This window comes from Isoptericola sp. NPDC056618, assembly GCF_042792715.1.
Taxonomy (GTDB): Bacteria; Actinomycetota; Actinomycetes; order Actinomycetales; family Cellulomonadaceae; genus Isoptericola; species Isoptericola nanjingensis.
The window spans coordinates 143858-169185 of sequence record NZ_JBHTVZ010000001.1; the positions used below are offsets into that span (position 1 = coordinate 143858).

General features: G+C 74.8%; 20 protein-coding genes and 1 pseudogene. 13 read left to right on the forward strand and 8 right to left on the reverse strand.

Annotated features, from left to right (window positions below; genetic code table 11):
• The first annotated feature begins 41 nt into the window (after positions 1-41).
• The 5 genes from ACFQ8T_RS00655 (at position 42) to ACFQ8T_RS00675 (ending at position 4169) form a co-directional block, all read left to right on the forward strand.
• Positions 42-416 (forward strand): ArsR/SmtB family transcription factor, encoded by a 375-nt coding sequence (locus tag ACFQ8T_RS00655; protein ID WP_430544645.1) that lies wholly within the window; start codon positions 42-44, stop codon positions 414-416.
• Complete coding sequence (locus tag ACFQ8T_RS00660) at positions 413-1330, forward strand: cation diffusion facilitator family transporter (protein WP_430544646.1); 918 nt, start codon at positions 413-415, stop codon at positions 1328-1330. The genes ACFQ8T_RS00655 and ACFQ8T_RS00660 overlap by 4 nt, the downstream gene beginning before the upstream one ends.
• A gap of 78 nt (positions 1331-1408) precedes the next feature.
• Positions 1409-2158 carry a VIT family protein gene (locus ACFQ8T_RS00665; RefSeq protein WP_430544647.1) on the forward strand — a complete coding sequence of 250 codons (750 nt, stop codon included), beginning with the start codon at positions 1409-1411 and terminating at the stop codon, positions 2156-2158.
• 66 nt (positions 2159-2224) lie between these two features.
• The gene (locus ACFQ8T_RS00670) at positions 2225-3841 is read left to right on the forward strand and encodes an alpha-amylase family glycosyl hydrolase (protein WP_430544648.1); all 1617 of its coding nucleotides are present in this window, start codon (positions 2225-2227) and stop codon (positions 3839-3841) included.
• 37 nt (positions 3842-3878) lie between these two features.
• Positions 3879-4169: a DUF1905 domain-containing protein gene (locus ACFQ8T_RS00675; RefSeq protein ID WP_430544649.1), complete on the forward strand. Its 291-nt coding sequence runs from the start codon at positions 3879-3881 to the stop codon at positions 4167-4169.
• Here ACFQ8T_RS00675 and ACFQ8T_RS00680 read toward each other — a convergent pair.
• Positions 4150-4443: pseudogene (locus tag ACFQ8T_RS00680) on the reverse strand (DUF2127 domain-containing protein); the annotation flags it as partial. The gene ACFQ8T_RS00675 and the pseudogene ACFQ8T_RS00680 overlap by 20 nt on opposite strands.
• An 85-nt stretch (positions 4444-4528) precedes the next feature.
• Positions 4529-5500, reverse strand: a complete 972-nt coding sequence (locus ACFQ8T_RS00685) for an alpha/beta hydrolase (protein WP_430544650.1) — start codon at positions 5498-5500, stop codon at positions 4529-4531.
• Between the two features lie 84 nt (positions 5501-5584).
• Between ACFQ8T_RS00685 and ACFQ8T_RS00690 the strand changes: the two genes are divergently transcribed.
• The 4 genes from ACFQ8T_RS00690 to ACFQ8T_RS00705 all read left to right on the forward strand — a co-directional run bounded on the left by ACFQ8T_RS00690 (position 5585) and on the right by ACFQ8T_RS00705 (position 11547).
• On the forward strand, positions 5585-7120 hold the full coding sequence (locus ACFQ8T_RS00690) for an alpha-N-arabinofuranosidase (protein ID WP_430545080.1): 1536 nt from the start codon (positions 5585-5587) through the stop codon (positions 7118-7120).
• A gap of 56 nt (positions 7121-7176) precedes the next feature.
• Positions 7177-8454 (forward strand): MFS transporter, encoded by a 1278-nt coding sequence (locus tag ACFQ8T_RS00695; protein ID WP_430544651.1) that lies wholly within the window; start codon positions 7177-7179, stop codon positions 8452-8454.
• The gene (locus ACFQ8T_RS00700; protein ID WP_430544652.1) at positions 8451-8861 is read left to right on the forward strand and encodes a RidA family protein; all 411 of its coding nucleotides are present in this window, start codon (positions 8451-8453) and stop codon (positions 8859-8861) included. Before ACFQ8T_RS00695 ends, ACFQ8T_RS00700 begins: the two co-directional genes overlap by 4 nt.
• Before the next feature lie 67 nt (positions 8862-8928).
• Positions 8929-11547, forward strand: a complete 2619-nt coding sequence (locus tag ACFQ8T_RS00705) for a polysaccharide lyase family protein (RefSeq protein WP_430544653.1) — start codon at positions 8929-8931, stop codon at positions 11545-11547.
• Positions 11548-11626: 79 nt separating this feature from the next.
• Here the strand turns inward: ACFQ8T_RS00705 and ACFQ8T_RS00710 are convergent, their stop codons facing one another.
• A complete protein-coding gene (locus tag ACFQ8T_RS00710; RefSeq protein ID WP_430545081.1) occupies positions 11627-13735 on the reverse strand; it encodes a heavy metal translocating P-type ATPase in 2109 nt (702 codons plus the stop codon).
• A 338-nt stretch (positions 13736-14073) separates the two neighbouring features.
• Between ACFQ8T_RS00710 and ACFQ8T_RS00715 the strand changes: the two genes are divergently transcribed.
• From ACFQ8T_RS00715 to galE, 3 genes are all read left to right on the forward strand, one after another.
• Positions 14074-15069: an arabinan endo-1,5-alpha-L-arabinosidase gene (locus ACFQ8T_RS00715; protein WP_430544654.1), complete on the forward strand. Its 996-nt coding sequence runs from the start codon at positions 14074-14076 to the stop codon at positions 15067-15069.
• Between the two features lie 92 nt (positions 15070-15161).
• Positions 15162-17393: a HelD family protein gene (locus tag ACFQ8T_RS00720; protein ID WP_430544655.1), complete on the forward strand. Its 2232-nt coding sequence runs from the start codon at positions 15162-15164 to the stop codon at positions 17391-17393.
• 118 nt (positions 17394-17511) lie between these two features.
• Positions 17512-18615 (forward strand): UDP-glucose 4-epimerase GalE, encoded by a 1104-nt coding sequence (gene galE / locus ACFQ8T_RS00725; protein WP_430544656.1) that lies wholly within the window; start codon positions 17512-17514, stop codon positions 18613-18615.
• 18 nt (positions 18616-18633) lie between these two features.
• On the opposite strand, the gene ACFQ8T_RS00730 is transcribed toward galE, so the two are convergent.
• The 5 genes from ACFQ8T_RS00730 to ACFQ8T_RS00750 form a co-directional block, all read right to left on the reverse strand.
• Positions 18634-19635 (reverse strand): TAXI family TRAP transporter solute-binding subunit, encoded by a 1002-nt coding sequence (locus ACFQ8T_RS00730; protein ID WP_430544657.1) that lies wholly within the window; start codon positions 19633-19635, stop codon positions 18634-18636.
• Positions 19632-21038: an ATP-binding protein gene (locus ACFQ8T_RS00735; protein ID WP_430544658.1), complete on the reverse strand. Its 1407-nt coding sequence runs from the start codon at positions 21036-21038 to the stop codon at positions 19632-19634. The genes ACFQ8T_RS00730 and ACFQ8T_RS00735 overlap by 4 nt, the downstream gene beginning before the upstream one ends.
• A 6-nt stretch (positions 21039-21044) precedes the next feature.
• Complete coding sequence (locus ACFQ8T_RS00740; protein ID WP_430544659.1) at positions 21045-21794, reverse strand: response regulator transcription factor; 750 nt, start codon at positions 21792-21794, stop codon at positions 21045-21047.
• A gap of 60 nt (positions 21795-21854) precedes the next feature.
• Entirely contained in the window at positions 21855-22826 is a 972-nt protein-coding gene (locus ACFQ8T_RS00745) for a CorA family divalent cation transporter (RefSeq protein ID WP_430544660.1), read from the reverse strand.
• A gap of 129 nt (positions 22827-22955) precedes the next feature.
• A complete protein-coding gene (locus ACFQ8T_RS00750; RefSeq protein ID WP_430544661.1) occupies positions 22956-24242 on the reverse strand; it encodes an MFS transporter in 1287 nt (428 codons plus the stop codon).
• 87 nt (positions 24243-24329) lie between these two features.
• On the opposite strand from ACFQ8T_RS00750, the gene ACFQ8T_RS00755 reads away from it, so the two are divergent.
• Positions 24330-25310 (forward strand): DUF5937 family protein, encoded by a 981-nt coding sequence (locus tag ACFQ8T_RS00755; RefSeq protein WP_430544662.1) that lies wholly within the window; start codon positions 24330-24332, stop codon positions 25308-25310.
• Positions 25311-25328: the final 18 nt, after the last annotated feature.

Here is a 25328-nt window from a genome sequence, read left to right on the forward strand (position 1 = left end):
CAGCCTGGCATCAGTACACGAGAACATGTACCGTCGCGCCCATGGAGACCGTGACGCTCACGCACACCGCCGCGCTGGCTCGGCTCGGGCACGCGCTGTCGGACGGCACCCGCGCGCGCATCCTGCTCGCGCTGCGCGACGCCCCCGCCTACCCGTCCGACCTGGCCGCCACGCTCGGCGTCTCCAAGCAGGTGATGAGCAACCAGCTCGCATGCCTGCGCGGCTGCGGCCTGGTCGTGGGCCGCCAGGACGGGCGCCGCACCGAGTACCGGCTGTCCGACCCGCACCTCGCGCACGCGCTCGGCGACATGCTGCGGCTGGCGCTCGTCGTCGACCCGGACTGCTGCGGCCCGGACTGCACGTGCGCGACGCCGGGCGCGCCCCACGGGCGCGCCGGCTCCGAGGACGCCGCGTGAGCCACGACCACGACCACGCGCACGGCGCCGCCGACCACCGGGGCCGGCTGGCGATCGCGTTCGGCATCACCGCCACGATCCTCGTCGCCCAGGCCGTGGGGGCGCTCCTCACCGGCAGCCTCGCGCTGCTGGTCGACACGGCCCACATGCTCACCGACGCCGGGGGCCTCGCGCTGGCCCTGTTCGCCGCGCACCTCTCCCTGCGGCCCGCGTCGCCGCAGCGCACCTGGGGCTACCGGCGGGCCGAGGTGCTCGCCGCGCTGGCGCAGGCGGCCGTGCTGCTCGTCGTCGGCGTGTACGTGCTGGTGGAGGCGGTGCTGCGGCTCGCCGAACCGCCGGAGATCCCGTCCACGCAGCTGGTCGTCTTCGGCGTCATCGGGCTGGTCGGCAACCTCGCCTCGATGGCGGTCCTGGCGAGCCGCCGCGACGCCAACCTCAACCTGCGGGCCGCTTTCCTCGAGGTGATCAACGACGCGCTGGGGTCGGTGGGGGTCATCGTCGCCGCGATCGTCATCGCCACCACCGGCTGGCAGCGGGCCGACGCCGTCGCCGCGCTCCTCATCGGGGCGCTCATCCTGCCGCGCGCGGTGAAGCTCCTGCGGGCCGCGGGGTCGGTGCTGCTGGAGTCCACCCCGCCCGGGCTGGACCTCGACGAGGTGCGCGCCCACCTGCTGGAGGTGGACCACGTGCGCGACGTGCACGACGTGCACGCCTCCCTCATCGCCACGGGCCTGCCGATCCTGTCGGCGCACGTCGTCGTCGACTCCGGCTGCTTCACCGACGGGCACGCCGGGCGCATCCTCGACGAGCTGCAGGAGTGCGTGGCCACCCACTTCGACGTCGCGGTGGAGCACTCCACGTTCCAGGTCGAGCCGGAGACCCATCCGGAGCACGAGCACCCCACGCACGCCTGACGTCGCCGTTCGAGCCTGTCGAGACCTCGCCCCGGGTTTCGACAGGCTCGACCGCCGGCCAGGTGCTGTGCTGGGCACATGTCCAGCCGCCCCGACACCACCCCGACCGCCCACTCCGGCGAACCGCACCCAGGCGAGCCGCACGCGGGCGGCCTCGCCCAGCGGCTGAACTGGCTGCGGGCGGGCGTGCTCGGCGCCAACGACGGCATCGTCTCCGTGGCCGCCGTCGTCGTGGGCGTCGCCGGCGCGACGCCGGAGCGGGCGCCCGTCCTCACGGCGGGGCTCGCGGCCCTGGTGGGCGGCGCGATCTCGATGGCGCTCGGCGAGTACGTCTCGGTGTCCAGCCAGTCGGACAGCGAGAAGGCGCTCATCGCCAAGGAGAAGCACGAGCTCGCCACCATGCCGGACGAGGAGTTCGACGAGCTCGTCGGCCTCTACCGCCAGCAGGGCCTCAGCGAGGGCACGGCGCGGCAGGTCGCGACCGAGCTCACGCACCACGACGCTCTCGGCGCCCACCTGTCCGCCGAGCTGAACATCGACCCCGACGACGTCGTCAGCCCGTGGCACGCCGCCTGGGCGTCGCTGCTCGCGTTCCTGTGCGGCGGCGTGCTGCCGATGCTGGCCGTGCTGTTCATCCCCGAGCCGTGGAAGGTCGCCGGCACGTTCGTCGTCGTGCTCGCCGCCCTCGGCGCGGCCGGGTCGATCGCCGCCTGGATCGGTGGGTCGTCGCGCACCCGGTCCGTCGCGCGCGTCGTCGTCGGCGGCGCGCTGGCCCTCGGCGTCACCTTCGCCCTCGGGTCGTTGCTCGGCACGACCGGCGTCGTCTGACCCCGCCTGCTGTCCCGTCCGAACCCGATCCAGATCCCGATCCGATCCCGATCCACAGGAGCCTCGGTGCCGACCCACTCCCCCACGTCCCCGCACGCTGCCGTCGACCTCGCCCCGCGCCTCGGGCGCACCGTCCTGTACCAGCTGTACCCGCAGAGCTTCGCCGACGGGAACGGCGACGGGATCGGCGACCTCGCCGGGATCACGGCGCGTCTCGACTACCTGCGCTGGCTGGGCGTGGGCGCGGTGTGGCTCGACCCGTGCTTCGTGTCCCCGTTCGCCGACGCCGGGTACGACGTCGCGGACTTCATGACGATCGCGCCGCGCTACGGCACCAACGACGACCTGGCGGAGCTCACCGAAGAGGCCGGGCGCCGCGGCATCGCCGTGCTGCTCGATCTCGTGGCCGGCCACACCTCCGACCAGCACCCCTGGTTCGCCGCGTCGGCGGACGACCCCGGCGACGACCGGTACGTGTGGAGCGACGTCCCCGTCGACGGCTTCGAGCCCGGCCCGGGCCGGCGCGGCGGGTTCTACCTGCCGAACTTCTTCCCGGTGCAGCCGGCGCTGAACTTCGGGTTCGCGCGGCCCGACCCCGCCCAGCCGTGGCGCAGCCCGGTCGACGCCGCGGGCCCGCGGGCGAACCGCGCCGCGCTGCGCGAGATCATGGCGCACTGGTTCGACCTCGGCGTCGCGGGGTTCCGTGTCGACATGGCGGCGTCGCTCGTCAAGGACGACCCGGGCCTGGTCGAGACCGGCCGCCTGTGGCGCGAGAACCGCGCCTGGCTCGACGCCACCTACCCCGGCCGCGTGCTGATCAGCGAGTGGGGCGACCCGCGCGTCTCCGTCCCGTCCGGCTTCCATGCCGACTTCTTCCTCCAGTTCGGGGGCGACGACGACGGCCTGCCGCTCCGCTCCCTGTGGAACAACGGCGCGGGCACGGTGCAGCCGTCGTGGGGCGAGGTACCGAGCTGGGCCGACGCCGAGGCCCAGGGCGACGCCGGCACCTTCGTCCGCGCCTGGGAGGAGGCGACCGGCGCGATCGCCGCGTCCGGGCGCGGCGGGCTCACCGGCCTGCCGACGTCGAACCACGACTTCACGCGGCTCGTGGCCGGGGCGCGGGACGCCGAGCAGGCACGCGCGGCGCTGGTCCTCACGCTCACCTGGCCGTCCATGCCGTCGATCTACTACGGCGACGAGATCGGGATGCGGTTCGTCCCCGACACCCCGACGCTCGAGGGCTCGCGGCTCAACCCGACCTACGACCGCGCGGGCTCGCGCACCCCGATGCAGTGGGGCGACGTGCCGCCCGGCCGGCTCGGACCGGACGTGGCGGAGTCGCGCTACCTGCCGCAGGACCCGGACCCGGACCGGCCCACCGTGGCCGCCCAGCTCGACGACGAGGGCTCGCTGCTGCATCTCGTGCGCCGCCTGGCGCACCTGCGCACCTCGGACCCGCGGTTGGACGCCGCCGCCGACGTCGACGTGCTGGCCACCGGTTACCCGTTCGCCTACACGCGGGGCGGCTCGCTCGCCGTCGTGCTCAACCCGGGCCGCGCGGCCGTGTCGATCGCGGTGCCCGGGGCGGCCGGTGCCCGCGAGGTCGAGACGCGCGGGCTCAGCCGGGAGGGCGACGTCGTGCGCCTCGACGGGCACGGCTACGCCGTCCTCGACCTCGCGTGAGCTCGCCCGTGTCAGGGTCTCGCGGCAGCCTGGGCGCATGGAGCTCGAGGTGCGCGGCGAGGTGTTCCAGTGGCGCGGTCCCGCGCCGTACTACTACGTGGCCGTCCCCGACGCCGAGGCGGAGCGTATCGCCGCGGTCGCGGCGCTGGTCACGTACGGCTGGGGCGTCATCCCCGTGACCGGTCGCCTCGGCGCGACGTCGTTCACCACGTCGCTGTTCCCCAAGGACGGCGGCTACCTCGTGCCGCTCAAGGACTCCGTGCGCCGGCCCGAGGGCGTGGACGACGGCGACGAGGTGGTCGTGCACCTCACCCTGGACGGGGTGTGACCCGCCCGGGGAACCACCCGTGGAGCACGCTGCGCCACGCGTCGCGGAACGAGCGGCCCCGGCGCCACTCGTGCCCCGTCAACCACAGGATCAGGGCGTCGAGCGCGGCGAGCAGCGCGACGCCGAGCCCGGGCGAGACGACCGTCTGCACCAGCTGGACCACGAGGAAGACCCCGAGCGCGCCGACCGCCCACGGGTAGACCCGTCGCGACCCGGCCACCAGCGCGCCGACGATCGTCACCTTGACCACGCGGTGCAGCACCAGGAACAGCCCGGCCGCCCGTCGACCCGCGAGGTAGTACCGATCTCGCCGAGGTAGTACCCGGTTCGCCGAGGTAGTACCGCAGCCGCGGGAGCGGCTATCGCGCGAGGCCGTCGACGAACGCGACGGCGGCGCCCGAGATCTGCGCGCGGGCGTCGTCGTGCGTGATCGTCGGGGTGCCGTCGCCGGGCTGCGGGCCGTAGTCGCCGAAGTACGCGTGCACCGCGCCCTCGACGACGGTGAACGCGGCGTCGGCGGGCAGGTCGGCGCGCGAGGCGTCGATCTTCGCCGGGGTGGCGAGCCCGTCCTCGCTGCCGGAGACGGACGCGACGGCGGCGGTCAGCGTGCCGCTCAGGTCGCCCGCCGGGTAGGAGGCGAACAGCAGCAGCCCGGCCGCGGGTGCCTCGGCGTCGTCGTCCGCGGCGTCCGCCGCCATGGCCGCGACGGTGCCGCCCAGCGAGTGGCCGCCCACCACCCAGCGGTCCGCGGCCACCGCCGCGCGGGCGTCGTCGAGCGCGCCCGTGGCGAGGAAAGCGATCCCGAGCGGCTGCTTCGCCACGACGACGGTGTGCCCCGCCTCGGCCAGCGGCCGCAGCACCGCCGCGTACGCGCGGGCGTCGACCCGCGCCCCGGGCTGGAAGAGCACCGCCGTCCCGTCTCCGCCGTCGACAGGGGTCAGCACGTACCGCGTGGCGCCCTCCGTGACCGTCACCGCGTCGTCCGAGCGCATCGCCGAGAGCGCCGGCTCGACCGCGCCGAACGGGCGCAGCCACGCGACCAGCACGACCCACGCCGCTGCGAGGACGAGCAGCGCCACCCGCAGCGCGCGCCGCCACCCCGGCCGCGCGGGCCGGCCGCGCAGCGCCCGCACCCCCGCGACGGCCGCCCCCGCCAGCGTCAGCGCCAGCAGCACCGCGTACGCGGGGTGGCCGTGCACCACCGCCCCCCACGCCGTCGCGCACCCCCAGGCGACGACGAGGACGGCGGCGGCCGCGACGGCGAGCGTCGCGGCACGCAGCCAGGTGGGGACGAGCGCCGGTGCGGGGGCGGGATCCGGGGTGTTCGGCACGTGAGGAGTCTGGCATCCGCGCGGTGCTCCGCAGGTATCGTCTGACCGCCACCTGCAACGTTGGAGGATTCCCCCGTGAACGACCTGTCCACGACCACGCCCGACCTCGCCCTCGACGCCGTCGTCGACCTCGACGTCCCCGGCCCTACGATCAGCCGCCACCTGTACGGGCACTTCGCCGAGCACCTCGGCCGGTGCATCTACGAGGGCTTCTGGGTGGGCGAGGACTCCGACATCCCGAACGTCGGCGGCATCCGCACCGACGTCGTCGAGGCGCTGCGCGAGCTGGCCATCCCGAACCTGCGCTGGCCGGGCGGCTGCTTCGCCGACACGTACCACTGGCGCGACGGCGTCGGCCCGGCAGCCGACCGTCCCCGCATCGTCAACACCCACTGGGGCGACGTCGTGGAGGACAACTCCTTCGGCACGCACGAGTTCATGGCGCTGTGCGACCTGCTCGGCACGGCCCCGTACATCTCGGGGAACGTCGGCTCCGGCACCGTGCAGGAGACCGCGGACTGGGTGGAGTACCTGACCCGCGGCGACGACTCGCCGATGGCGCGCCTGCGCCGCGAGCACGGTCGTGACGAGCCGTGGGGCGTGTCGTTCTTCGGCATCGGCAACGAGCCGTGGGGCTGCGGCGGCAACCTGCGCGCCGACCAGTTCGCGTCGCTCGCGCGGCAGCACGCGACGTACGCGCGCGACCACGGCGGCAACACGCTGGTGCGGGTCGCGGCGGGTGCGTCGGACGACGACTACGCGTGGACCGAGACCCTCATGCAGCAGGTCGCGAAGCTCGGCGACGCGGAGCCGCGCGACCTGTGGCAGATGGTGTCGTTCCACTTCTACACGTTCGCCGGGACGTGGGGGGACAAGGGCGCCGCCACCGAGTTCACGCGCGACGAGTACTGGGCCACGATGCGCAAGGCGCTCGACGTGCGCCGCATCATCGCCGGGCACTCGGCCGTGATGGACGCCTACGACCCCGAGGCCAGGCTCGGTCTGGCGCTCGACGAGTGGGGCACCTGGTGGAACGTCGAGAAGGACACCAACCCCGGCTTCCTGTACCAGCAGAACGCGATGCGCGACGCCCTCGTCGCGTCGGTGCACTTCGACGCCTTCCACGACCACGCCCGCCGGCTGCGCCTCGCGAACATCGCGCAGACGGTGAACGTGCTGCAGTCCATGCTGCTCACGGACGGCGCCACGATGATCAAGACGCCCACGTTCCACGCCTTCGCGATGAGCGCGGGCCACCACGACGCCGCGAGCCTGCCGGTGCGCGAGCGGTCGCCTCGGGCCACGCACGACGTCGACGGCACGGCCGTCGGGACCGTCTCGGCGTCGGCGTCCACGAAGGACGGCGCGGCGCTGGTGTCGCTGACCAACCTCGACCCGGACGCCCCGGCCACCGTGCGGATCGACCTGCGCGGGCACGCGGTGAGCGACCCCGTCGCCACCGTGCTCGCCGCCGACGACCCCGCCGCGCACAACACCTTCGACGCACCTGACGTCGTAGCCCCGCGCCCGCTCGACGGCGTCCGGCTCGAGGGTGGCGTCCTCACCGTCGAGCTGCCGCCCGCGGCCTTCGCGACGGTGCGGCTCACCGTGACCGTGTAGCCACGATACGAGACGAATGGTCCCACGGAACGGACATCGGGTGTAGACCTTGAGGCATGACCAGCCCTGACGTCGAGGACCCCGCCGTCGCCGACCCCGAGCAGCGGCACTGGCGGCGCAACCTTGCCGTCGGCACGGTCGGGTCGTTCACCACGCTCGTCGCGATGACGCTGCTGGTGCCGTTCCTGCCGGAGTACGTGCGGCAGCTCGGCGTGGACGACCCGGCCGCGGTCGTGCGCTGGTCGGGCGTCGCGTACGGGGCCACGTTCCTCACGGCGGCGCTCACCGCACCGCTGTGGGGGATGCTCGGCGACCGGTTCGGCCGCAAGTCCATGCTGGTGCGCGCCAGCCTGGGCATGGCGGTCGCGATGACGCTGCTCGGGTTCGTGCAGAGCGTCGAGCAGCTCGTCGCGGTGCGGCTGCTGGTGGGCCTGCTCGGCGGCTACTCCTCCGGCGCCACGATCCTCGTCGTCGCGCAGACGCCGAAGGACCGCAGCGCGTGGGCGCTCGGGGTGCTGTCGTCGGGCATCCTGGCGGGCAACGTCGTCGGGCCGCTGGTGGGCGGGTTCGTGCCCGCCTGGGTGGGCATCCGGCCGACGTTCGTCGTGTGCGGGGCGGTGATCTTCGTGGCGTTCCTCGCCACGACGTTCCTGCTCCGCGAGCCGCCGGCCGGGCCGCGTCCGCCCCGGGTCACCACCCGCCGTCACGGCGTGTGGTCGCAGGTGCAGCGCCCGGGCGCCGTCGTCGCGCTGCTGGCGACGTCGAGCCTGCTGCTGTTCTCGACGATGTCGATCGAGCCGATCGTCACCGTCTACGTCGAGGACCTGGGCCAGCTCTCCCACGCCGCCGGCGTCGCGGGGATCCTCGTCGCGCTGACCGCCGTGGGCAGCGTCGTCGCGGCGCCGCGGGTGGGCCGGCTCGCGGACCGCGTCGGCCACACACGCGTGGTGATCGCCTGCCTCGCGGCGGCGGGCGTGCTGGCCCTCGCGCAGGCGCTCGTGTCGAACGTCTGGCAGCTCGGCGTGCTGCGCGTGCTGCTGGGCCTGAGCCTCGGCGGTCTGCTGCCGTCGATCACCGCGGCCGTGCGCCACCTCGCCCCGCCGGACGCCGTCGGCCGCGTGCTCGGGCTCGGCGTCTCCGCGCAGTACGTGGGGCAGGTGGCGGGGCCGGTGCTCGGCGGCCTGGTCGCCGCGCAGGCCGGCCTGCGCGCCGTCTTCGTCGCCACCGCCGTCGTGCTGCTCGCCGCGGCCGCGCTCAACCTCGTGGTCCTCCGTCGCGGCGGACCACGAAATCCGTCGACCACGACGCCGGAGGCCGTGACACTCGGGCCATGACGATCACGCGCCTCGACCCCGCAGGCCTGCACGTGACTCCGGGCTACCACCACGTCACGATCGTGGAGGCACGGCGGACGGCATACCTGGCGGGGCAGTGCCCGCTCGACGCCGACGGTCGCCTGGTCGGGACCGACGACCTGGCGGCCCAGGTCGACCAGGTCGTCGCCAACGCGCTCCTCGCGCTCGACGGCGCGGGCGCCGCGCCCGACGACGTCGTGCGGTCCGTCGTCTACGTCCGCAGCGACGACCGCGCGGACCTGGCGGCGACCTGGCGGCGACTGCTCGCCTCGCCCCTGGCCCCCGCCTTCACCAGCGCCAGCACGCTGCTCGGGGTGGCCCAGCTGGGGTTCCCCGGCCAGCTCGTGGAGGTGGACCTGACCGCCGCCCTCCCGCCCGCGGACTGAGCTCGACACTCCAGTCGTCTAATGAATCCTTCCAATCGGCGATTGAATCGTGCTAATTTCCCGTGGCATGACCACATCGGCCGCAATGACGCGGCGCACGTTCGGGAAGCTGGCCGGGATCACCGCAACAGCCCTGCTGCCGTGGGTACAAGCCCCACGCGCCGCCGCCTCGGGACCGCCTGAGGTCGTCGAGACGGACACGCACGTCGTCGTGGACAACGGCCTCGTCCGCCTCACCGTCGACAAGTCGAATGGTCGGACCACCTCGCTCGTCTACGACGGCGTGAACCTGGTCGGCCGCGGGAACTACGACATGAACACCGTCCGCGAGGGCGGGGGGCTTCCGCTCCCGCCGGCGGACAACCACCTCACCGTCCGGGTCGAGCAGGACTTCGTCGACGTCGCGTACCACCACAGCCCGTCCGGCGACATGCCGTGCTGGCTGGTGCGGCACCACGTCGTGCGCTCCGGCGAGGCCGGCATCCACCTCGCGTACAGCTACGACCACCCGGCGGCGTTGCACGGCTTCCGCACCGACCAGCACCGGTACGTCTTCTACACGGCCGGCGGCGTCTTCACGCACGCCTCGGTCGAGGACGACGCCGACGCCGTCCGGTGGCGCGAGGCCGCCGCCCGCATGCCCACCGGCGGCGAGATCTCACGCGCCGAGATGGTGATGGACGCGACCTACGACCTCGAGGGCACCGGCTCCGCCTATCCCCGCCGCTACTACACGAAGTACGACTGGGCCGTGTCCATGAAGGACCACAGCCTGCACGGGCTGTACGGCAGCGGCTACGGCATGTGGGCCGCCCTGCCGAACCTCGAGGGGTTCAGCGGCGGTCCGGTGCGCCAGGACCTGATCCTGCACCAGACCGGCGACACCCCCGTGCTGCTCGTGGAGCCGCAGGCCACCCACTACGGCGCGCCACCGGTGCGCGTCGCCGCCGGTCAGGCGTGGCAGAAGACGTACGGGCCGTACTTCGTGTACCTCAACAAGGGCGACGACCCGCGCGCCCTGCGCCGCGACGCCGCCCGCCAGGCGCGCTTCGAGGCGCACGCCGAATTCTACGACCGGCTCGCGATCGAGGGCTGGACTCCCACCGCGAAGCGCTCCCGCGTGCGCGGCACGGTGCGGGTCCCCGGCACGCCGAACCTGGAGGGCGCCGTCGTCGTCCTGTCGGACAACGGCACGCCCATGCAGGACTCCGTGCTGGGCCACAACTACTGGGCGGACGTCGCCGAGGGCGGCCGGTTCGTCCTCGACCACGTGCGCCCCGGCACCTACCGCCTCACCGTCTACGGCGGCGGCCTGTGGGGCGAGTACGTGATCGACGACGTCCAGGTGGGCGCCGGCCAGGAGGTCACGCTCGGTCGCATGCTGTGGGAGCCTACGAGCCACGGTCGCACGGTGTTCCAGCTCGGCACCCCCACCCGCGACTCCCGGGAGTTCCGCCACGGCCGGGAGTTCCGGCGCTACGGCCTGTTCGAGTCGTTCCACGACGACTTCCCCGACGGCGTCACGTACAGGGTCGGCACGAGCACGGCGAAGGACTGGAACTACATCCAGTACCAGCGGTCGTACCCGGTGCAGGCGCCGGAGGGCACGGTCCTCCCCGAGGACGCCGACGGCGTCCGGCTGTTCGACTTCGGCACCGCGTCCAGCCCCGTCGCCGCCGGGTACCAGCGGGTCGCGCAGAACACGCTGTACTCCGCCGGGGCGGGCTTCGGCCTCGACCGGGCGGTCGACTCCCGCGACCGCGGGTCGGACGGGGACCTGCAGCGCGACTTCGTCGTGGGGTCCGGCTACACCTTCGCGGTGGACCTGCCCGACGGCGAGTACGAGGTCACCGTGCTCTCCGGCGACGACATCGCGGCCAACAAGACCCGGGTCTCGTTCGGCGGCGGCGAGCCCGTCGCCCTGGACTCGGGCCGGGGCGAGTACGCCGTGCACACCGCGACGGTGACCGTCACCGGGGGCCGCCTCGACCTCCTCGCCGGCGGCGACGGGCGCCTCAACGCCGTCGAGATCCTCGCGGCGGACGCCGCCCTCCCCGTGCTCGCGGGCCTCGAGGTCGACGGCGCGGACCTGGTGCCGGGCTTCAGCACCTTCCGCTCCGACTTCGCCGTCGACCTGCCCTGGGACCAGGAGTCGGTCGTCGTCCGGGCCGCGGGCCGCGGCGGCGCGCAGGTGACGATCGGGGGCGACGTCGTGCCGGAGGAGGGGCTCGCCGTGCCCCTGCACGCGCAGCGCACCGTCCTCGAGCTCGTGGTGAGCGACGGCGACGGCGGGGCGACGACGTACCGGCTGCACGTCACCCGGCAGGAGAGCCCGTGGCGCATCCTGTTCGACCTCGACCGCGCGCCGGCGGCGGGCGCGCAGGCCACCCTGACGATCGCGCTGGCGGCGTGGGCCATGGGCTCCGCGCTGCCGGTGCCGCCGGAGAACAGCAACCTCACGATCACGGTCAACGGGGAGCCGTTCGTCTGGACCTTCGGGCCCGAGGACGCGAAGGGCGCCACGTACCGCAGCGCGCGCGGCGGGCGGAACCACACCCGCGAGATCGCCTTCGACGCGGGCCTGCTGAAGCCGGCCGGCAACGAGATCACGCTGCAGATCAACGCCGGCGCCGAGCACCTGTGGAACGAGGCGGCCTACGACGCCATCCGGCTCGAGATCGGCTGAGCCGAGCTCGGTCCTCCGGTGCGAGGTCGGTCGGGGCGTCGACCGATCTCGCACCGGAGGACCGGTGTCGGGCCCGCCGTCAGCGTCCGAGGACGTCGCGGGTCACGACGTCGGGCTGCAGGTCCAGCCGCCGCAGCAGCTGCGCGTTGAGCGCCACCACCACGGTGGACAGCGACATCAGCAGCGCGCCGACGGACATCGGGAGCACGAACCCGACCGGGGCGAGCACGCCCGCCGCCAGCGGCACGGACAGCAGGTTGTAGCCCGCCGCCCACCAGAGGTTCTGCTTCATCTTGCGGTAGCCGGTCCGCGAGAGCTCGATCACGGACAGCACCGACCGGGGGTCGTCGCTGGCGAGGATGACGCCCGCCGACGCGATCGCGACGTCCGTGCCGGCGCCGATCGCGATGCCGACGTCCGCCTGCGCGAGCGCGGGGGCGTCGTTGACGCCGTCGCCGACCATCGCGACCCTGTGGCCCTCGGCCTGCAGCCCCGCCACGCGCGCCGACTTGTCCTCCGGGCGCACGCCCGCGAAGAACCGGTCGACGCCGAGCTCGTCGGCCACGGACCGCGCCACCTCCTCGGCGTCGCCCGTGATCATCACGACCTGCACGCCCAGCCGGTGCAGCGCCTCGACCGCCTCGGCGGACTCCGGCCGCACCTCGTCCGCGAGCTTCAGCCCGCCGACGACGACGCCGTCGCGCAGCACGTGCAGGATGATCGCGCCGTCCCCCCGCCACGCCTCGGCCTGCGCCACCTCGTCGACCCGCTGCTCCTCGAGCAGCCGGGGGCCGCCCACGCGCACCTCGTGCCCGTCGACCGTCGCGACGACGCCGACGGCGGGCGACGACGAGAAGTCCGTCGCGCGCGGGACGTCGAGGCCGCGGGCCTCGGCCGCCCGGACGATCGCCCGGGCCAGCGGGTGCTCGCTGTCCGCCTCGGCGGCGGCCGCCAGCGCCAGCACGGCGTCCTCGTCCAGGCCCGCGCTCGTCCCCGCCACCGTCGCGACCTCCGCGACCGTCGGCTCGCCCTTGGTGAGGGTGCCGGTCTTGTCGAAGAGGACGGCGTCCACGGAGCGCATGCTCTCGAGCGCCAGGCGGTCCTTGATGAGGACGCCGCCGCGGGCGGCTCGCTCGGTGGCGATCGAGACGACCAGCGGGATGGCCAGGCCCAGCGCGTGGGGGCAGGCGATGACCAGCACCGTGATGGTGCGGATCACGGCGTCGTCCGGCAGCCCGAACGCCGTCCAGGCGATCGCGGTGACGACGGCGGCGCCGAGCGCGAACCAGAAGAGCCACCCCGCCGCGCGGTCGGCGAGCCGCTGGGCCCGCGACGACGAGGCCTGCGCCTCGGCGACCAGGCGCTGGATGCCGGCGAGCGCGGTGTCGTCGCCGGTCGCGGTGACCTCGACGCGCAGGCCGGAGTCGGTCGCGACCGTGCCGGCGGTGACGGCGTCGCCCACCGTGCGGCCCACCGTGCGCGACTCGCCGGTGACCATCGACTCGTCCATCTCCGCGCGGCCGTCGACCACCCGGCCGTCGGCGGGCACGCTGCCGCCGGGCCGGACGAGGACGACGTCGCCCACGCGCAGGTCCGCCGGCGGCACCGTGACGACCCGCTCGCCCGCCGTGCCCTGCTCGAGGCGCTCCGCCTCGTCCGGCAGCAGCGCCGCCAGCGAGTCGAGCGCGGACGTGGTCTGCGCCAGGGACCGCATCTCGATCCAGTGGCCCAGCAGCATGATGACGACCAGGAGCGCGAGCTCCCACCAGAAGTCGAGCTGGTGGTCGAGCACGCCGAGGCTGGCGCCGAGCGACGCGACGAACGCGACCGTGATCGCCAGGCCGATGAGCAGCATCATCCCGGGCTTGCGGGCCTGGAGCTCCGACACCGCGCCCGTGAGGAACGGCCGGCCGCCCCACGCGTAGATCACCGTGCCGAGCACCGGCGAGACCCAGTCGACCCACGCCGCGTCGGGGAGCTCGTACCCGAGCACCATCGCGAACATCGGCGACAGCACGACGGTCGGCACCGCCAGCGCCAGCATGATCCAGAACAGGCGGCGGAACTGGCCCACGTGATCACCGTGGCCCGCGTGGCCGCCGTGACCGCCGTGACCGCCCATGTCGTGTCCCGACATGTCGTGGCCGGCGTGCGGGTCGTGACCGGCGTGCGCGTCGTGCGCGGTCATGTCGTGACCGGCGTGCGCGTCGTGACCCTCGTGCGCGTGGTGGTCGTTCTCCAGGACGCGCGCGGCGTCGGGGCGCCGGTGCCCCGTGTGCTGGTCGTGAGAGTGGTCCACAGCTCGATCCTTGCCTCGGACGGACGGGTTCGCGATCTCGATTCATACCCCCATGGGGTATCTCCGCTGCCGCCAACCATATACCCCTCTCCGGTATTCCGCGATCCCTGCCGAGTCGTCGCCGCGCCGCGGACCTGGGGCAACACCCTTGCGCCTCTTCTACAACGATGGAAACATTCCCCGGGCACGCGAACGCTCACTGAGAGACCTCGACGAAGAGGAGCACCATGAACGCCCGCACCGCCTGGACCAGACTCGTCGCCGGCGCGACCACCGCCGTGACCGCGGCCGCGCTGGTGGTCGGCCCCGCCGTCGTCACGACCGCCCCCGCCGGCGCCGCCGACTACCCCGGCCCCGGCGTCGTCACCGGCGACACCGGGGTGCACGATCCCGACGTCGTGCGGAAGCCCGACGGCACCTACCTCGTCGCCGGCACCGGCGAGGGCGTCCGCCTCAAGACGTCCACCGACCGCACGCGCTGGACCGAGGTCGGCGCCGCGTTCCCGGGCGGCACGCCCTGGGCCGACGCGTACACCGGCGGCAGCACCCACCTGTGGGCGCCGGAGATCGCGTACGCGAACGGCCAGTACTACCTCTGGTACTCGGCGTCGTCGTTCGGCGTGAACCGGTCGGCGATCTTCCTGGCCACCAGCCCCACCGGCGACCCGGGTACCTGGACGCACCGCGGCACGGTCGTGGAGTCGCGCACCTCCGACGACTTCAACGCCATCGACCCCGCGCTCGTCGTCGACGCCGACGGCCGGTGGTGGCTGAGCTTCGGATCGTTCTGGTCGGGCATCAAGATGATCCGCCTCGACCCGACGTCGGGCCTGCGCTCGGGCACCGCGTTCCACTCGATCGCCGGGCGTGGGGGCGGCGCGATCGAGGCACCCACCATCCACCGGCGCGGGGGCCACTACTACCTCTACGTGTCGTTCGACGCGTGCTGCCAGGGCGCCGACTCCACCTACCGCGTCATGGTCGGGCGCTCGACGTCGGTCACCGGTCCGTACGTCGACCGTGCCGGCGTCCCCATGACGGAGGGCGGCGGCACGCAGGTGCTCGCCGGGCACGGCTCGATCCACGGGCCAGGACACCAGACCGTCTTCTCCGACGTCGACGCCGACGTGCTGATGTACCACTACTACGCCGACTCGGGCGCGTCGTTCCTCGGCATCAACCTGCTCGGCTACGACGACGCCGGCTGGCCGTACGTCTACTGAGCGCGCGGACCGTAGCGGCGAGCGGGGGCCGGGAACAATCGCGGGAGGTGGCGCGTTGGGGCAGGGCCCGTACACCGTACGAAAGAGGTCCCGTGCCCCAGCCCGCCACCCCGCACACCGCCGCCACCTCGTCCGACACGACCTCCGGCACCGCCGACGACGTGGTCACCAGCGCGGTCCTCGCGAGCGCGATCGACGGGGAGCAGGCCGCCCTCGACGCCGCGTGGTCACGACGCGCCGCGGTGCTCGACGACCTGGAGCGCACGCTCACCACCGCGCGTCCCGAGGACGCGGCGGCCCGCGCGCGGATCGCGCGGCTGCGGAGCCGGCGCGCGGAGCTGCGGGCGGCGGACCACGGCCTGGTCTTCGGCCGGCTCGACGGCGACGACGGATCGGTGCGCCGGCTCGGCCGCGTCGGGCTGCCCGGCGCCACCGAGGACGACGAGCCGCTGGTCGTGGACTGGCGCGCCGCCGTCGCCCGCCCGTTCTACACGGCGACGCCGGTGGACCCGCAGGGAGTGCGCCGGCGGCGGCACGTGCGCACCCGCGGGCCGGAGGTCGTCGGCGTCGACGACGAGCCGCTCGACGGCGGGCTCGACGACTCGGGCCTCGTCGGCGAGGGGGCGCTGCTCGCCGCGCTGGACGAGCGGCGCACCGGCCGGATGGGCACCGCCGTCGCCACCCTGCAGCGGGAGCAGGACGACGTCGTGCGCGCGGACGCCCGCACCCCGCTGGTGGTGCAGGGCGGCCCGGGAACCGGCAAGACGGTCGTGGCGTTGCACCGCGTCGCCTACCTCCTGTTCGCGCAGCCGCACCTGGCGGCGCGCGGCGTGCTCGTGCTGGGCCCGTCGACGCGCTTCCTCGACTACATCGCCCAGGTGCTGCCGGCGCTCGGGGAGACGGCGGTCGTCTCCGCCACCTGCGACACGCTCGTGCCGGGCGTGCGGCCCGCGCGCACCGAGGGGCGCGACGTCGCGGAGCTCAAGGGCCGGTCGTCGTGGCTGCCGACCCTGCGCCGGTTCGTCGCGTCGCTCGAGCCGGACGACGGCCCGCTCGCCCTCGCGCTCGACGGCGAGGAGTACGTGCTGCCCGCGGCCCAGGTGGCCGCCGCGCGCCGCGGCGCGGTGGGCGCCGGCTCGTACCACCAGGCGCGCGACCGGGTGACCGAGCGCGTGCACGACCTCCTGGTCGACGCCGTCGCCGACCGCCAGGCCGAGCTGCTCGCCCGCGCCGAGGAGGGCTTCGAGGACGTGCTGGGCCAGCTCGACGCCCGGCTCGCCGCCGCCGACGACCGGGCCCTGCCCACCGGCGCGACGGGCTCCGACGTCGACGGCGTGCTGTCCGAGGCCGACCTCGAGGCGCTGCACGCGCGGGTCGCCGCCGACCGGGGCGTCGCCGCGACGCTCGAGGCGTGGTGGCCGCGGCGCGACCCGGCCGCCGAGCTCGCCCGCCTGCTGCACGACCGGGACCTGCTGTCCGCGCACGCCCCCGACCTCACGGCCGCGGAGGTCGCGCGCGTCGTCGCCGAACCTGCGGGTGGCGCGGACGGCTGGGCGAGCAGCGACGTCCCGCTCCTCGACGCCCTCGCCGACCTGCTCGGCGACCCGCGCGACGGCGCCGCCGCCGGGCCCGACGACGGGTCCGACGACGGTTCCGACGGCGACCACGACGTCTTCGTCGCCGCGCGGGCCGCCGCCCGCCGGGACTGGACGTACGGGCACGTGGTGGTGGACGAGGCGCAGGAGCTGTCCGGCATGCAGTGGCACATGGTGGTGCGCCGCTGCCCCACCCGGTCCGTCACCGCCGTCGGCGACATCGACCAGGCGTCGTCCGCGCACCGCCAGACCGACTGGGGCGAGGCCGTCGGCGACGCCCTCGGCGACCGGTGGCGTCGGGCCGACCTCACCATCTGCTACCGCACGCCGCGCGAGGTCATGGAGCTCACCGTCCCGGTGCTGCGGCGGGCCGGCAGCCGCAACGCCCCGCCCCGCGCCGTCCGGTCCGCGCCGGTCGCGCCCTGGTGGGCCGACGCCGACGAGCGCACGTGGCCGGGCGTCGTCGCCGACGCCGTCACCGGGATGAGGGGGCGCTACGAGGGTGGCACGGTCGGCGTCGTCGCCCCCGCCTCCCGGCTGGCCACGCTCCGCGCGGTACTGCCGGAGGGCGTGCCCGCGCTGTCCGCGACGGACGCCAAGGGCCTCGAGTGGGACGCCGCCGTCGTGGTCGACCCGGACGGCATCGCGGCCGAGCCGCGGGGCTGGAACGGGCTCTACGTGGCGCTCACCCGGTGCACGCAGGAGCTCGCGCAGGTGCCGGTCGCCTGACGGTCGAGTGACGGTTCGCACCCTCTGACCTTCCTCAAATCGCCTGCGGGCGGGCGATGCAGGCCACCAAGATGACGACGCGACATCAACCGCCGTGAGCTGTGAAGCGAGGAACCCCATGCGCGTCCTGGTGACCGGAGGCGCCGGGTACGTCGGGTCTCACACGGTGCTCCGGCTGCTCGGGGCCGGGCACGACGTCGTCGTGGTGGACGACTTCTCCCGCGGCGCCCCGGCGGCGCTGGAGCGGGTGGAGGTCCTGGCGGGCCGGCCCGTGCCGGTGCACGTCTTCGACGGGGCGGACATCGACGCCCTCGAGCGGCTCTTCGACGCCGAGCGCTTCGACGCCGTGCTGCACCTCGCGGGCATCAAGAGCCCCAGCGCCCGCGGCGTCCGCCCGCTGGACAGCTACGAGACCAATCTCGGCACCACCTTCACGCTGCTGCGCTGCATGGCCTGGTACGGCGTCGACCGCCTCGTCGTGTCGTCGTCGGCGGCCGTGTACGGCGAGGGTCGCGACCTGCCGCACGCCGAGGACGCGCCGCTCGCCCCCACCGGACCGGTGGGCCGCAGCCACGCGATGAACGAGCAGATCCTGCGCGACGTCGTCGCCGACGCCGGCCCCGCCCTGCGGGTGGGCGTCGTGCGGCACTTCTCGGCGGCGGGCGCGCACTCCTCGGGATCCCTCGGGCCCGACCGGACGGGGGCGTCCGCGAGCCTGCTCACCGCCGTCGCGGAGGCCGCCGCCGGGCTGCGCGACGGGCTCGAGGTGCACGGCGTCGACCACCCGACCCCCGACGGCACGGCCATGCGCGACTACGTGCACGTGGACGACCTGGCGGCCGGGCACGTCGCGGCCCTGGCGGCCCTCGGTGACGCCGAGGAGCAGCTGTCCACGTGGAACCTCGGCAGCGGCCGCCCCACCAGCGTGCTCGAGCTGGTCCGCGCGTTCGAGACCGCGACCGGCCGCACCGTGCCGTACCGCGTCGCCGCCCGCCGGGAGGGCGACGTCTCCGTGTCGTACGCCGACCCCGCCCGCGCGGAGGCCGAGCTCGGCTGGAGCGCCACCCGCGGCATCGAGGACATCTGCCTCGACCTGTGGCGCTGGCACCAGCGCAACCCCACCGGGTACCCGACGTCCCTCGCGCCGTCCGCCCCGTGGCGCGGCGGCGTGGGCCACCGCCTGCGGCTCGTCTCCGCCGTGCCTGCCGCCGCGGCCTGGTAGCCGGGCGCCGCGGGACCGTCAGTCCTTCGTGTCGCGGTAGTACCGCAGCGCGCCGGGGTGCAGCTCGACCGGGTCGGTGAAGATCGCCCGCACCCGGTCGAGGTTCGCCGCCGACGGCACCTGCTCCGCGATCTGACCCCGCGCGTCGAACAGGGTGGACACCAGGGTGCGGGCCTCGGCGTCGGGCATGTCGGCACGGACCATGAGGAAGTTCGGCACCGCCAGCGTCTCGACCACCCGCGACGACCCGTACATGCCCTCGGGCACGATGCCGTGCCGGTAGCCGCTGCCGTACCGGGACCGCACCTCCTCGACCAGGTCGCCCAGGGGCACGAGCCGCACCGGGACGTCGTCGGCGAGCGCCGTCAGGCCCGGGGTGCGCAGCCCGCCGGACCAGAAGAACGCGTCGATCTCGCCCGCGCGCAGCGCCTCGATCGAGCCGTCGAGCCCGAGGCTCACGTCGGTGAGGTCCGCAGCGGGCACGTCGGCCGCCATGAGCAGCCGGTGGGCGATGAGGGCCGTGCCGGACTGCGGCGCGCCGAGCGAGACGCGCCTGCCCCGCAGGTCGTCGATGGTGCGGACCCGGGAGCCCGCCGGCACGACGAGGTGGAGGAAGTCGTCGTAGACGCGGGCCAGGGCGCGCACCTCGAGCGGCTCGTCGAACTCGCCCTCGCCCGCGACGGCGTCCCGCGCGGCGTCGGCGGCGCTGAACGCCACCTGCGCCGTGCCGGCGTCGAGGCTGTCGAGGTTCTCCACCGACCCCCCGGACTCGTCGACCAGGACCGGCACGTCGTAGCGGTCCTCGACCACCTGCGCGAGCGCCGTCCCGTAGGCGTGGTAGATGCCCGTGGAGCCGCCGGTCGCCACGGTGAGCGCGTCGGGGCGCTGCCCGTCCCACGGGTCGCCGGTGCCCTCGTCGCCCACGCACGCGGCGAGCACCGGCAGCGCCACCAGCGCCGTGACCAGCAGCGTCGCGAGGCGAGCCGCCCGCGATCGCCCCGCGGTCGGCCGCGCCCTCACGACGTCACCTCCGCCGCGGGGTCGACGGGCGCGCCGTCGACCGCAGCCAGCGCGGGCACGCGCAGCCGCACCTCGAGGCCGCCGCCGTCCGGCAGGCCCAGGTGCAGCCCGCCGCCGCCCGTGGCGAGCAGCTCGGACGCGATGGCGAGGCCCAGCCCGGAGCCGCGCACGGTGCTGTGGCCGGGCGAGCGCCAGAACCGCTCCGCGAGGCGGTCCAGCTCCTCGGGCGGGACGCCCGCGCCGTGGTCACGCACCACCACCTCGACGGCGCCGCCCGGGCGGACGGGCGCCGTCACCGAGACGTCGACGCGGCCGCCGTCGGGCGAGAACTTCACCGCGTTGTCCAGGACGGCGTCGAACGCGCACTCGAGCACGATCGGGTTCAGCTCGGCCCACGCGCCGTCGCCATGGTCGGCGAACGTCAGCTCGCGCCCGACGGCGAGCAGGCGCCAGCTGTCCACGCGCCGCGCGACGAGCTCGGCGACGTCCAGCCGGTGGGCGCCCCCGGCCAGGTTCGCGTCGTCGGCCAGGAGCAGCAGGGCGTCGAGGATGTGCGCCATGCGGACCGCCTCGGCGCGCACGTGCGCCACCTCGGTGGCGTGCTCGGACGGCGTGGACAGCGCCAGGTCCTCGACGCGCAGCATCAGCGCGTTGAGAGGGTTCCGCAGCTCGTGGGACGCGTTCGAGACGAACTCCTGCTGGCGGTGCATGGAGTGCTCCACCTGAGCGGCCATCGCGTTGAACCGGGTGATGACCGCGCGCAGCTCGGGCGGTCCGGTCGACGGCGGGATGCGTGCGTCGAGCCGCCCGCGGCCGATCTCGCCCATCGCGGTGTCGACGGCGCGCACCGGCCGCAGCACCCAGCCCGCGGTGCGGTGCGCGATGACGACGGCGAGCACGCACATGACCAGCCCCGCCGCGACGAGGATGCCCCAGCTCGACCAGATGCTGCGGGAGACCTCGTCCGCGTCGGACACGGTGACGACGGCGCCCACCAGGTCGCCGCCGTCGTACACGGGCTCGGCCACCACCACCCGGTCGGCCTTCCACGGCAGCGAGCTGAGGTCTGCCTCGCCGCGGCGGCCCGCGAGGGCCGCCTGCCGCTCGTCCACCTCCTGCGGGTCGAGCCCGTTCGTGGCCCACGTGACGCCCGACTGGTCGACGACGGCGGCCTCGACCCCGTAGACCTCGCGGTAGCGGTCGAGGTCGCCCTCGACGATCGCCGGGTCGTCCGCAGTCAGCGACTGCCGGGCGGTGATGACCAGGTAGCCCGCGTCCGCGAGCCGGTCCAGGTAGACCTCCTGCTGGTTCGCCCGCGCGACGTTGCCCGCGTACGCGCTGCCGAGCAGCGCCAGCACCAGCACGCAGGGCACGAACAGGATGATCGCCAGGCGGGTCCGCATCGACGTCTACGCCCCCGCGCCCGTGGGCCTGCCGCCGTCGGGCACCGCCACCCGGTAGCCCACGCCGCGCACCGTCTCCACGACGTCGGGCTCGCCGAGCTTGCGGCGCAGCGACGCGACGTGCACCTCGAGCGTGCGGCCCAGGCCCTTCCAGCTGGAGCCCCACACGTCGCGCAGGATCCGCTCGCGCGTGAGCACCGAGCCCCGCTGGCGCACCAGCAGCGCGAGCAGGTCGTACTCCTTGCGGGTCAGCTCGACGACGGTGCCCACCGCGTCACCCACCCGGTCGCCCACGGCGCCGGCCGTGCGCCGCACCTCGCGCCGAGCGAGGTCCACCACCAGGCCGCGGACGCGCACGCGCGCGTCCGCGGCGTCCGCGCGGGCGCCGTCCCACTCCCGGCCGCGGCCCCGGCGCATGACGGCGTCGATGCGGGCGAGCACCTCGCGCACGTCGTAGGGCTTGGTGACGTAGTCGTCCGCGCCGAGCTCGAGCCCGCGGATGCGCGCGTCGAGCCGGGTGCGCGCGGTGACCATGATGATCGGGGTGTCCGAGACGCGGCGGATGCGGCGGCAGACCTCGAAGCCGTCGATGTCGGGCAGGGACAGGTCGAGCAGCACCATGTCGGTGCGAGGACTCAGCTCGCGCAGCGCGGACGCGCCGTCGCGCGCGCGGACCACCTCGTAGCCGTGCCGTCCGAGCACGGACACGAGCGCGCCGGCGACATGGTCGTCGTCCTCGACCACGAGCAGCTGCACGGGACCGTCCCTCCGTCGGGCGCTTGGAGGGCGCCAGGGTAGCGGAGCGTCGCTCCGGGCTCAGAGCCAGCCCACACGGCGGAAGACGCGGTAGAGCACCACGCAGCCGACCGCCATGAGGAGCAGCGCGAACGGGTAGCCGAGCAGCCAGTGCAGCTCGGGCATGTGGCTGAAGTTCATGCCGTAGATCCCCGCGATCACCGTGGGGTACACGAGGATCGCCGCCCACGCCGAGATCTTGCGCATGTCCTCGTTCTGCCGCACCGACACCTGCGACAGATGCACCTGGAGCATGTCGGAGAGCAGGTCGTCGTGGGCGTCGAGGTGCCGGTCGATGCGCTCGACCGTCGACGCCACCCGTTCCAGCGTGCGCCGATCGGCGACGACGCGGCGCTCGTCGGTGGTGAGCTCGGGCAGCTCCGCGGACACCGGCAGCAGCGCCCGCCGCGCCTCCGTGATCTCCCGCTTGAGGTCGTAGAGGCGCTGCACCGGGTCGTCCGTCGTGCGGTCGAAGACGACGCGCTCGGTGTCGGCGACGGCGTCCCCGAGCGCCACCTCCACCTCCGACGCGACGCCCACCAGGCCCAGCACGACGGCGAGCGCCACCCGCTGCGCGCCGGACCCGTGCGTGGGGCCCGGCCCGCGCAGGCGGTCCATCGCGTGCTCGCGCACGCCCGCGCCGCCCGCCTCGAACGTCAGCACCGCGTCCGGGCCGGCGAGCACACCCAGCTCGCCGGTGTGCACCTGCCGGTCGTCCTCCGTGAACCAGACCGTGGGGGTCAGCACCGCCACCCAGTCGTCGTCGAGCCAGCGCACCGCGGCCGCCGGCCGCTTCGACACGTCCCGCGCGACGACATGCACCTGCGCCAGCCGCTCCCGCAGCGCGGGATCGATCTCCGCCGCCGCGGCGAGGAACGACTCCTTGTCCGTGACGTGCAGCCAGCGTGCCGGGTGGTCGCCGTCCGCGGTCGTCGCCGGAGCACCGTGCGTCCCGACGAACCACTCGCGCGTCGTCGTCCCCTCGTCCGTCACACCCGCATTCTCGGACGAACCGTGCCGAAGGGCGCGCCGGGCACCGCCCGGGGACGCGTCCCGGCGGCAGTTCGTGCTCACGGCGGCAGTTCGAACTGCCGCCGTGAGCGCAAGCTGCCGCCCCGAGCGTCAGACGGCGGCGGAGACGACGTCGTCCACCGGCCGGGCGTCCGCCGCCCGCCGCGCGACCCACGCCGCGCCGACGCCGGCGGCGACGAAGAGCGCGCCCAGCGCGAGCCAGCCGGGCGTGCCGAACCGGATGGGCAGCGCGGTGACGACGACCGGCGCGACCATCCCGGCGAGCGCGTAGCCGGTCTGCGACAGGCCCTGGTAGGCGCCGGCGCGGCGCGGGTCGGCGAGCTCGAACGCCATGCCCCACCCGCCGGCCTCGGACAGCACCTCGCCGAGCGAGTGCGCGACGGCGGCGAGCAGCAGCAGCGCGGTCGCGGCGACGAGGCTGCCGTGCCCGGCCGCGGCGTACAGCACGCAGGCGCCGGCCAGCAGGAGGGTGCCGCGACGCACGGCCCGGCCTGCCGCCCGCACCTCGTGCGTGCCGCGGGACGCGCGGACCTGCAGCAGGGCCACCAGCGCCGTGTTGACCACCAGCAGCGCGGACACGACGGCGGTCGGGGCGTCGGTGGTCGCGACCCACAGCGGCACGCCGACGGTCATGACGCCGAACTGCATGGCCACGACGGCGTTGAGCACGGCGCTGGCGACGTACGTGCGGTCGCGCAGCGGGTGCACCCCGGGCGCGGCCGGGTGCGCGGCGTCGGCCGCGGCGGCGTCCGGGGTGTCCGCGACGGGCGCGTCGGCGAGCATCCGCACGGCCAGCTCGGGCACCCGGCGCGGCAGCCGGACGAGCGGCACGACGGCGCCGAGCAGCAGCACCGCCGTCGCGACCATCGCGGTGCGGTAGGCCGCCGCGGTGTCCACCAGTAGCGCGACGGCGGCGGCCAGCGTGCCGAGCCCGATGAGGACGTTGGTCACGACGCGCAGCCGGGCGCGGACGTCGACGCGCTCGGGACCGGTGAACCACCGGGCCAGCAGCGCCTGCCGGGCGGTGGACTGCACCCCGCGCCCCGCGCTGACGACGACGGCGACGGCGGTGAAGCTCACCGCGTCGGAGGTGAACGAGTACGCCGCCAGCGCCAGCGCCTGCGCGAGCAGGCCCCACACCTGCACGCGGTGCGCGCCGCGCCGGTCCGACCAGCGCCCGGCGAGGTAGGACCCGAGCACGCCCGCGCCGCCGGCGATGCCGAGGCCGAGCCCGACGGTGGTCGCGGGCAGCCCGACCACGCGCGTGAAGTACAGGACGGAGACGGTGTAGAAGATCCCCGTCGACGCGGCGAACGCCATGGTCGAGACGGTGAGGGCGCGCGCCACGGGATCCCGCGGCAGGAGGGTCTGGATCACGGCACCAGTAGGGACCCGTGGGCCCGCACCCGGAACGGATGTAGCGCTGCACTACATCTATGCTCACACGATGGGACGGAGTCGCTGATGGGGTGGATGCACTACGAGCTGGCCGGCATGGACCTCGCCGACGTCCGCTTCGCCGTCTCCCCGCTGAACGAGCTGGTGCTGTCGCTGCGCGCGTGGCGCGACCCCGGCCGCTTCCCCGTGCACCTGCCGTGGCTGCGCCGCCTGCAGGAGGCCCGGCCCACGCTCGACGGCGAGATGCTGCTCGCGCTGACCAACGAGGTGATGTGGACCCCCGACTTCCTCACGCCGCGCCCGGGCAGCCCGCTCACCCGGCTCGACGACGAGCTCGCCGGCGTGGCCGCCGTCGACGACGCGGTGGTGATGCACGGCCTCGTCGCGGTGCACCCGGGCGGCCTGCCCACCCCGCTGCGCGGCCCGCTCCCCCGCGTGCGGCGCCGGATGCTCGACGCGCTCACCGGCTACTGGGACGCCTGCTTCGCGCCCGTCTGGCCGCGGATGCGCGCCGTGCTGCAGGCGGACGTCGTGCACCGCGGCACCGTGATCTCGGCGCGCGGGGCGGGCGCGATGTTCGCCGACCTCTCCCCGCGGGTCTCGTTCGCCGACGGCGTGGTGAGCGTCCGCCTCGGGACGCTCAGCGGGGAGCACCGCCGCTCCACCACCGGCGCAGGGCTCACGCTCGTGCCCACCCTGTTCACCCGCGCGGCGTCGGCCCCGATCTCACCGGAGGAGCCGCCGATGATCATGTACGGCGCGCGCGGCACCGGCACGCTCTGGCAGGCGGAGCGGCACGTGGCGGGTGACGCCCTCGTCGCGGTCCTGGGCCGCGCGCGGGCCGGGCTCCTCACGGCCCTGGAGCAGCCGGCGTCCTCCACCGAGCTCGCCCGCCGCCTCGACGTCACGACCAGCGCCGTCAACCAGCACCTGCGCGTGCTGCGCGACGCCGGCCTGTTGACCTCCGCCCGCTCCGGCCGGTCCGTGCTGTACCTGCGCTCCGAGGTGGGCGACGCGCTGGTCGGAGGCGGCCGCGAGGCCCGGTGACCCCCTACACAGCCCGAT

What these genes read in the sequence shown, in the direction of transcription:
- ACFQ8T_RS00695 (WP_430544651.1), top strand. Translation starts at nt 7,177, where the DNA reads ATGACCAGCCCTGACGTCGAGGACCCCGCCGTCGCCGACCCCGAGCAG.
- ACFQ8T_RS00705 (WP_430544653.1), top strand. Translation starts at nt 8,929, where the DNA reads ATGACCACATCGGCCGCAATGACGCGGCGCACGTTCGGGAAGCTGGCC.
- ACFQ8T_RS00735 (WP_430544658.1), bottom strand. Translation starts at nt 21,038, where the DNA reads ATGCGGACCCGCCTGGCGATCATCCTGTTCGTGCCCTGCGTGCTGGTG.
- galE (WP_430544656.1), top strand. Translation starts at nt 17,512, where the DNA reads ATGCGCGTCCTGGTGACCGGAGGCGCCGGGTACGTCGGGTCTCACACG.
- ACFQ8T_RS00715 (WP_430544654.1), top strand. Translation starts at nt 14,074, where the DNA reads ATGAACGCCCGCACCGCCTGGACCAGACTCGTCGCCGGCGCGACCACC.
- ACFQ8T_RS00755 (WP_430544662.1), top strand. Translation starts at nt 24,330, where the DNA reads ATGGGGTGGATGCACTACGAGCTGGCCGGCATGGACCTCGCCGACGTC.
- ACFQ8T_RS00655 (WP_430544645.1), top strand. Translation starts at nt 42, where the DNA reads ATGGAGACCGTGACGCTCACGCACACCGCCGCGCTGGCTCGGCTCGGG.
- ACFQ8T_RS00665 (WP_430544647.1), top strand. Translation starts at nt 1,409, where the DNA reads ATGTCCAGCCGCCCCGACACCACCCCGACCGCCCACTCCGGCGAACCG.
- ACFQ8T_RS00700 (WP_430544652.1), top strand. Translation starts at nt 8,451, where the DNA reads ATGACGATCACGCGCCTCGACCCCGCAGGCCTGCACGTGACTCCGGGC.
- ACFQ8T_RS00675 (WP_430544649.1), top strand. Translation starts at nt 3,879, where the DNA reads ATGGAGCTCGAGGTGCGCGGCGAGGTGTTCCAGTGGCGCGGTCCCGCG.
- ACFQ8T_RS00710 (WP_430545081.1), bottom strand. Translation starts at nt 13,735, where the DNA reads ATGACCGCGCACGACGCGCACGCCGGTCACGACCCGCACGCCGGCCAC.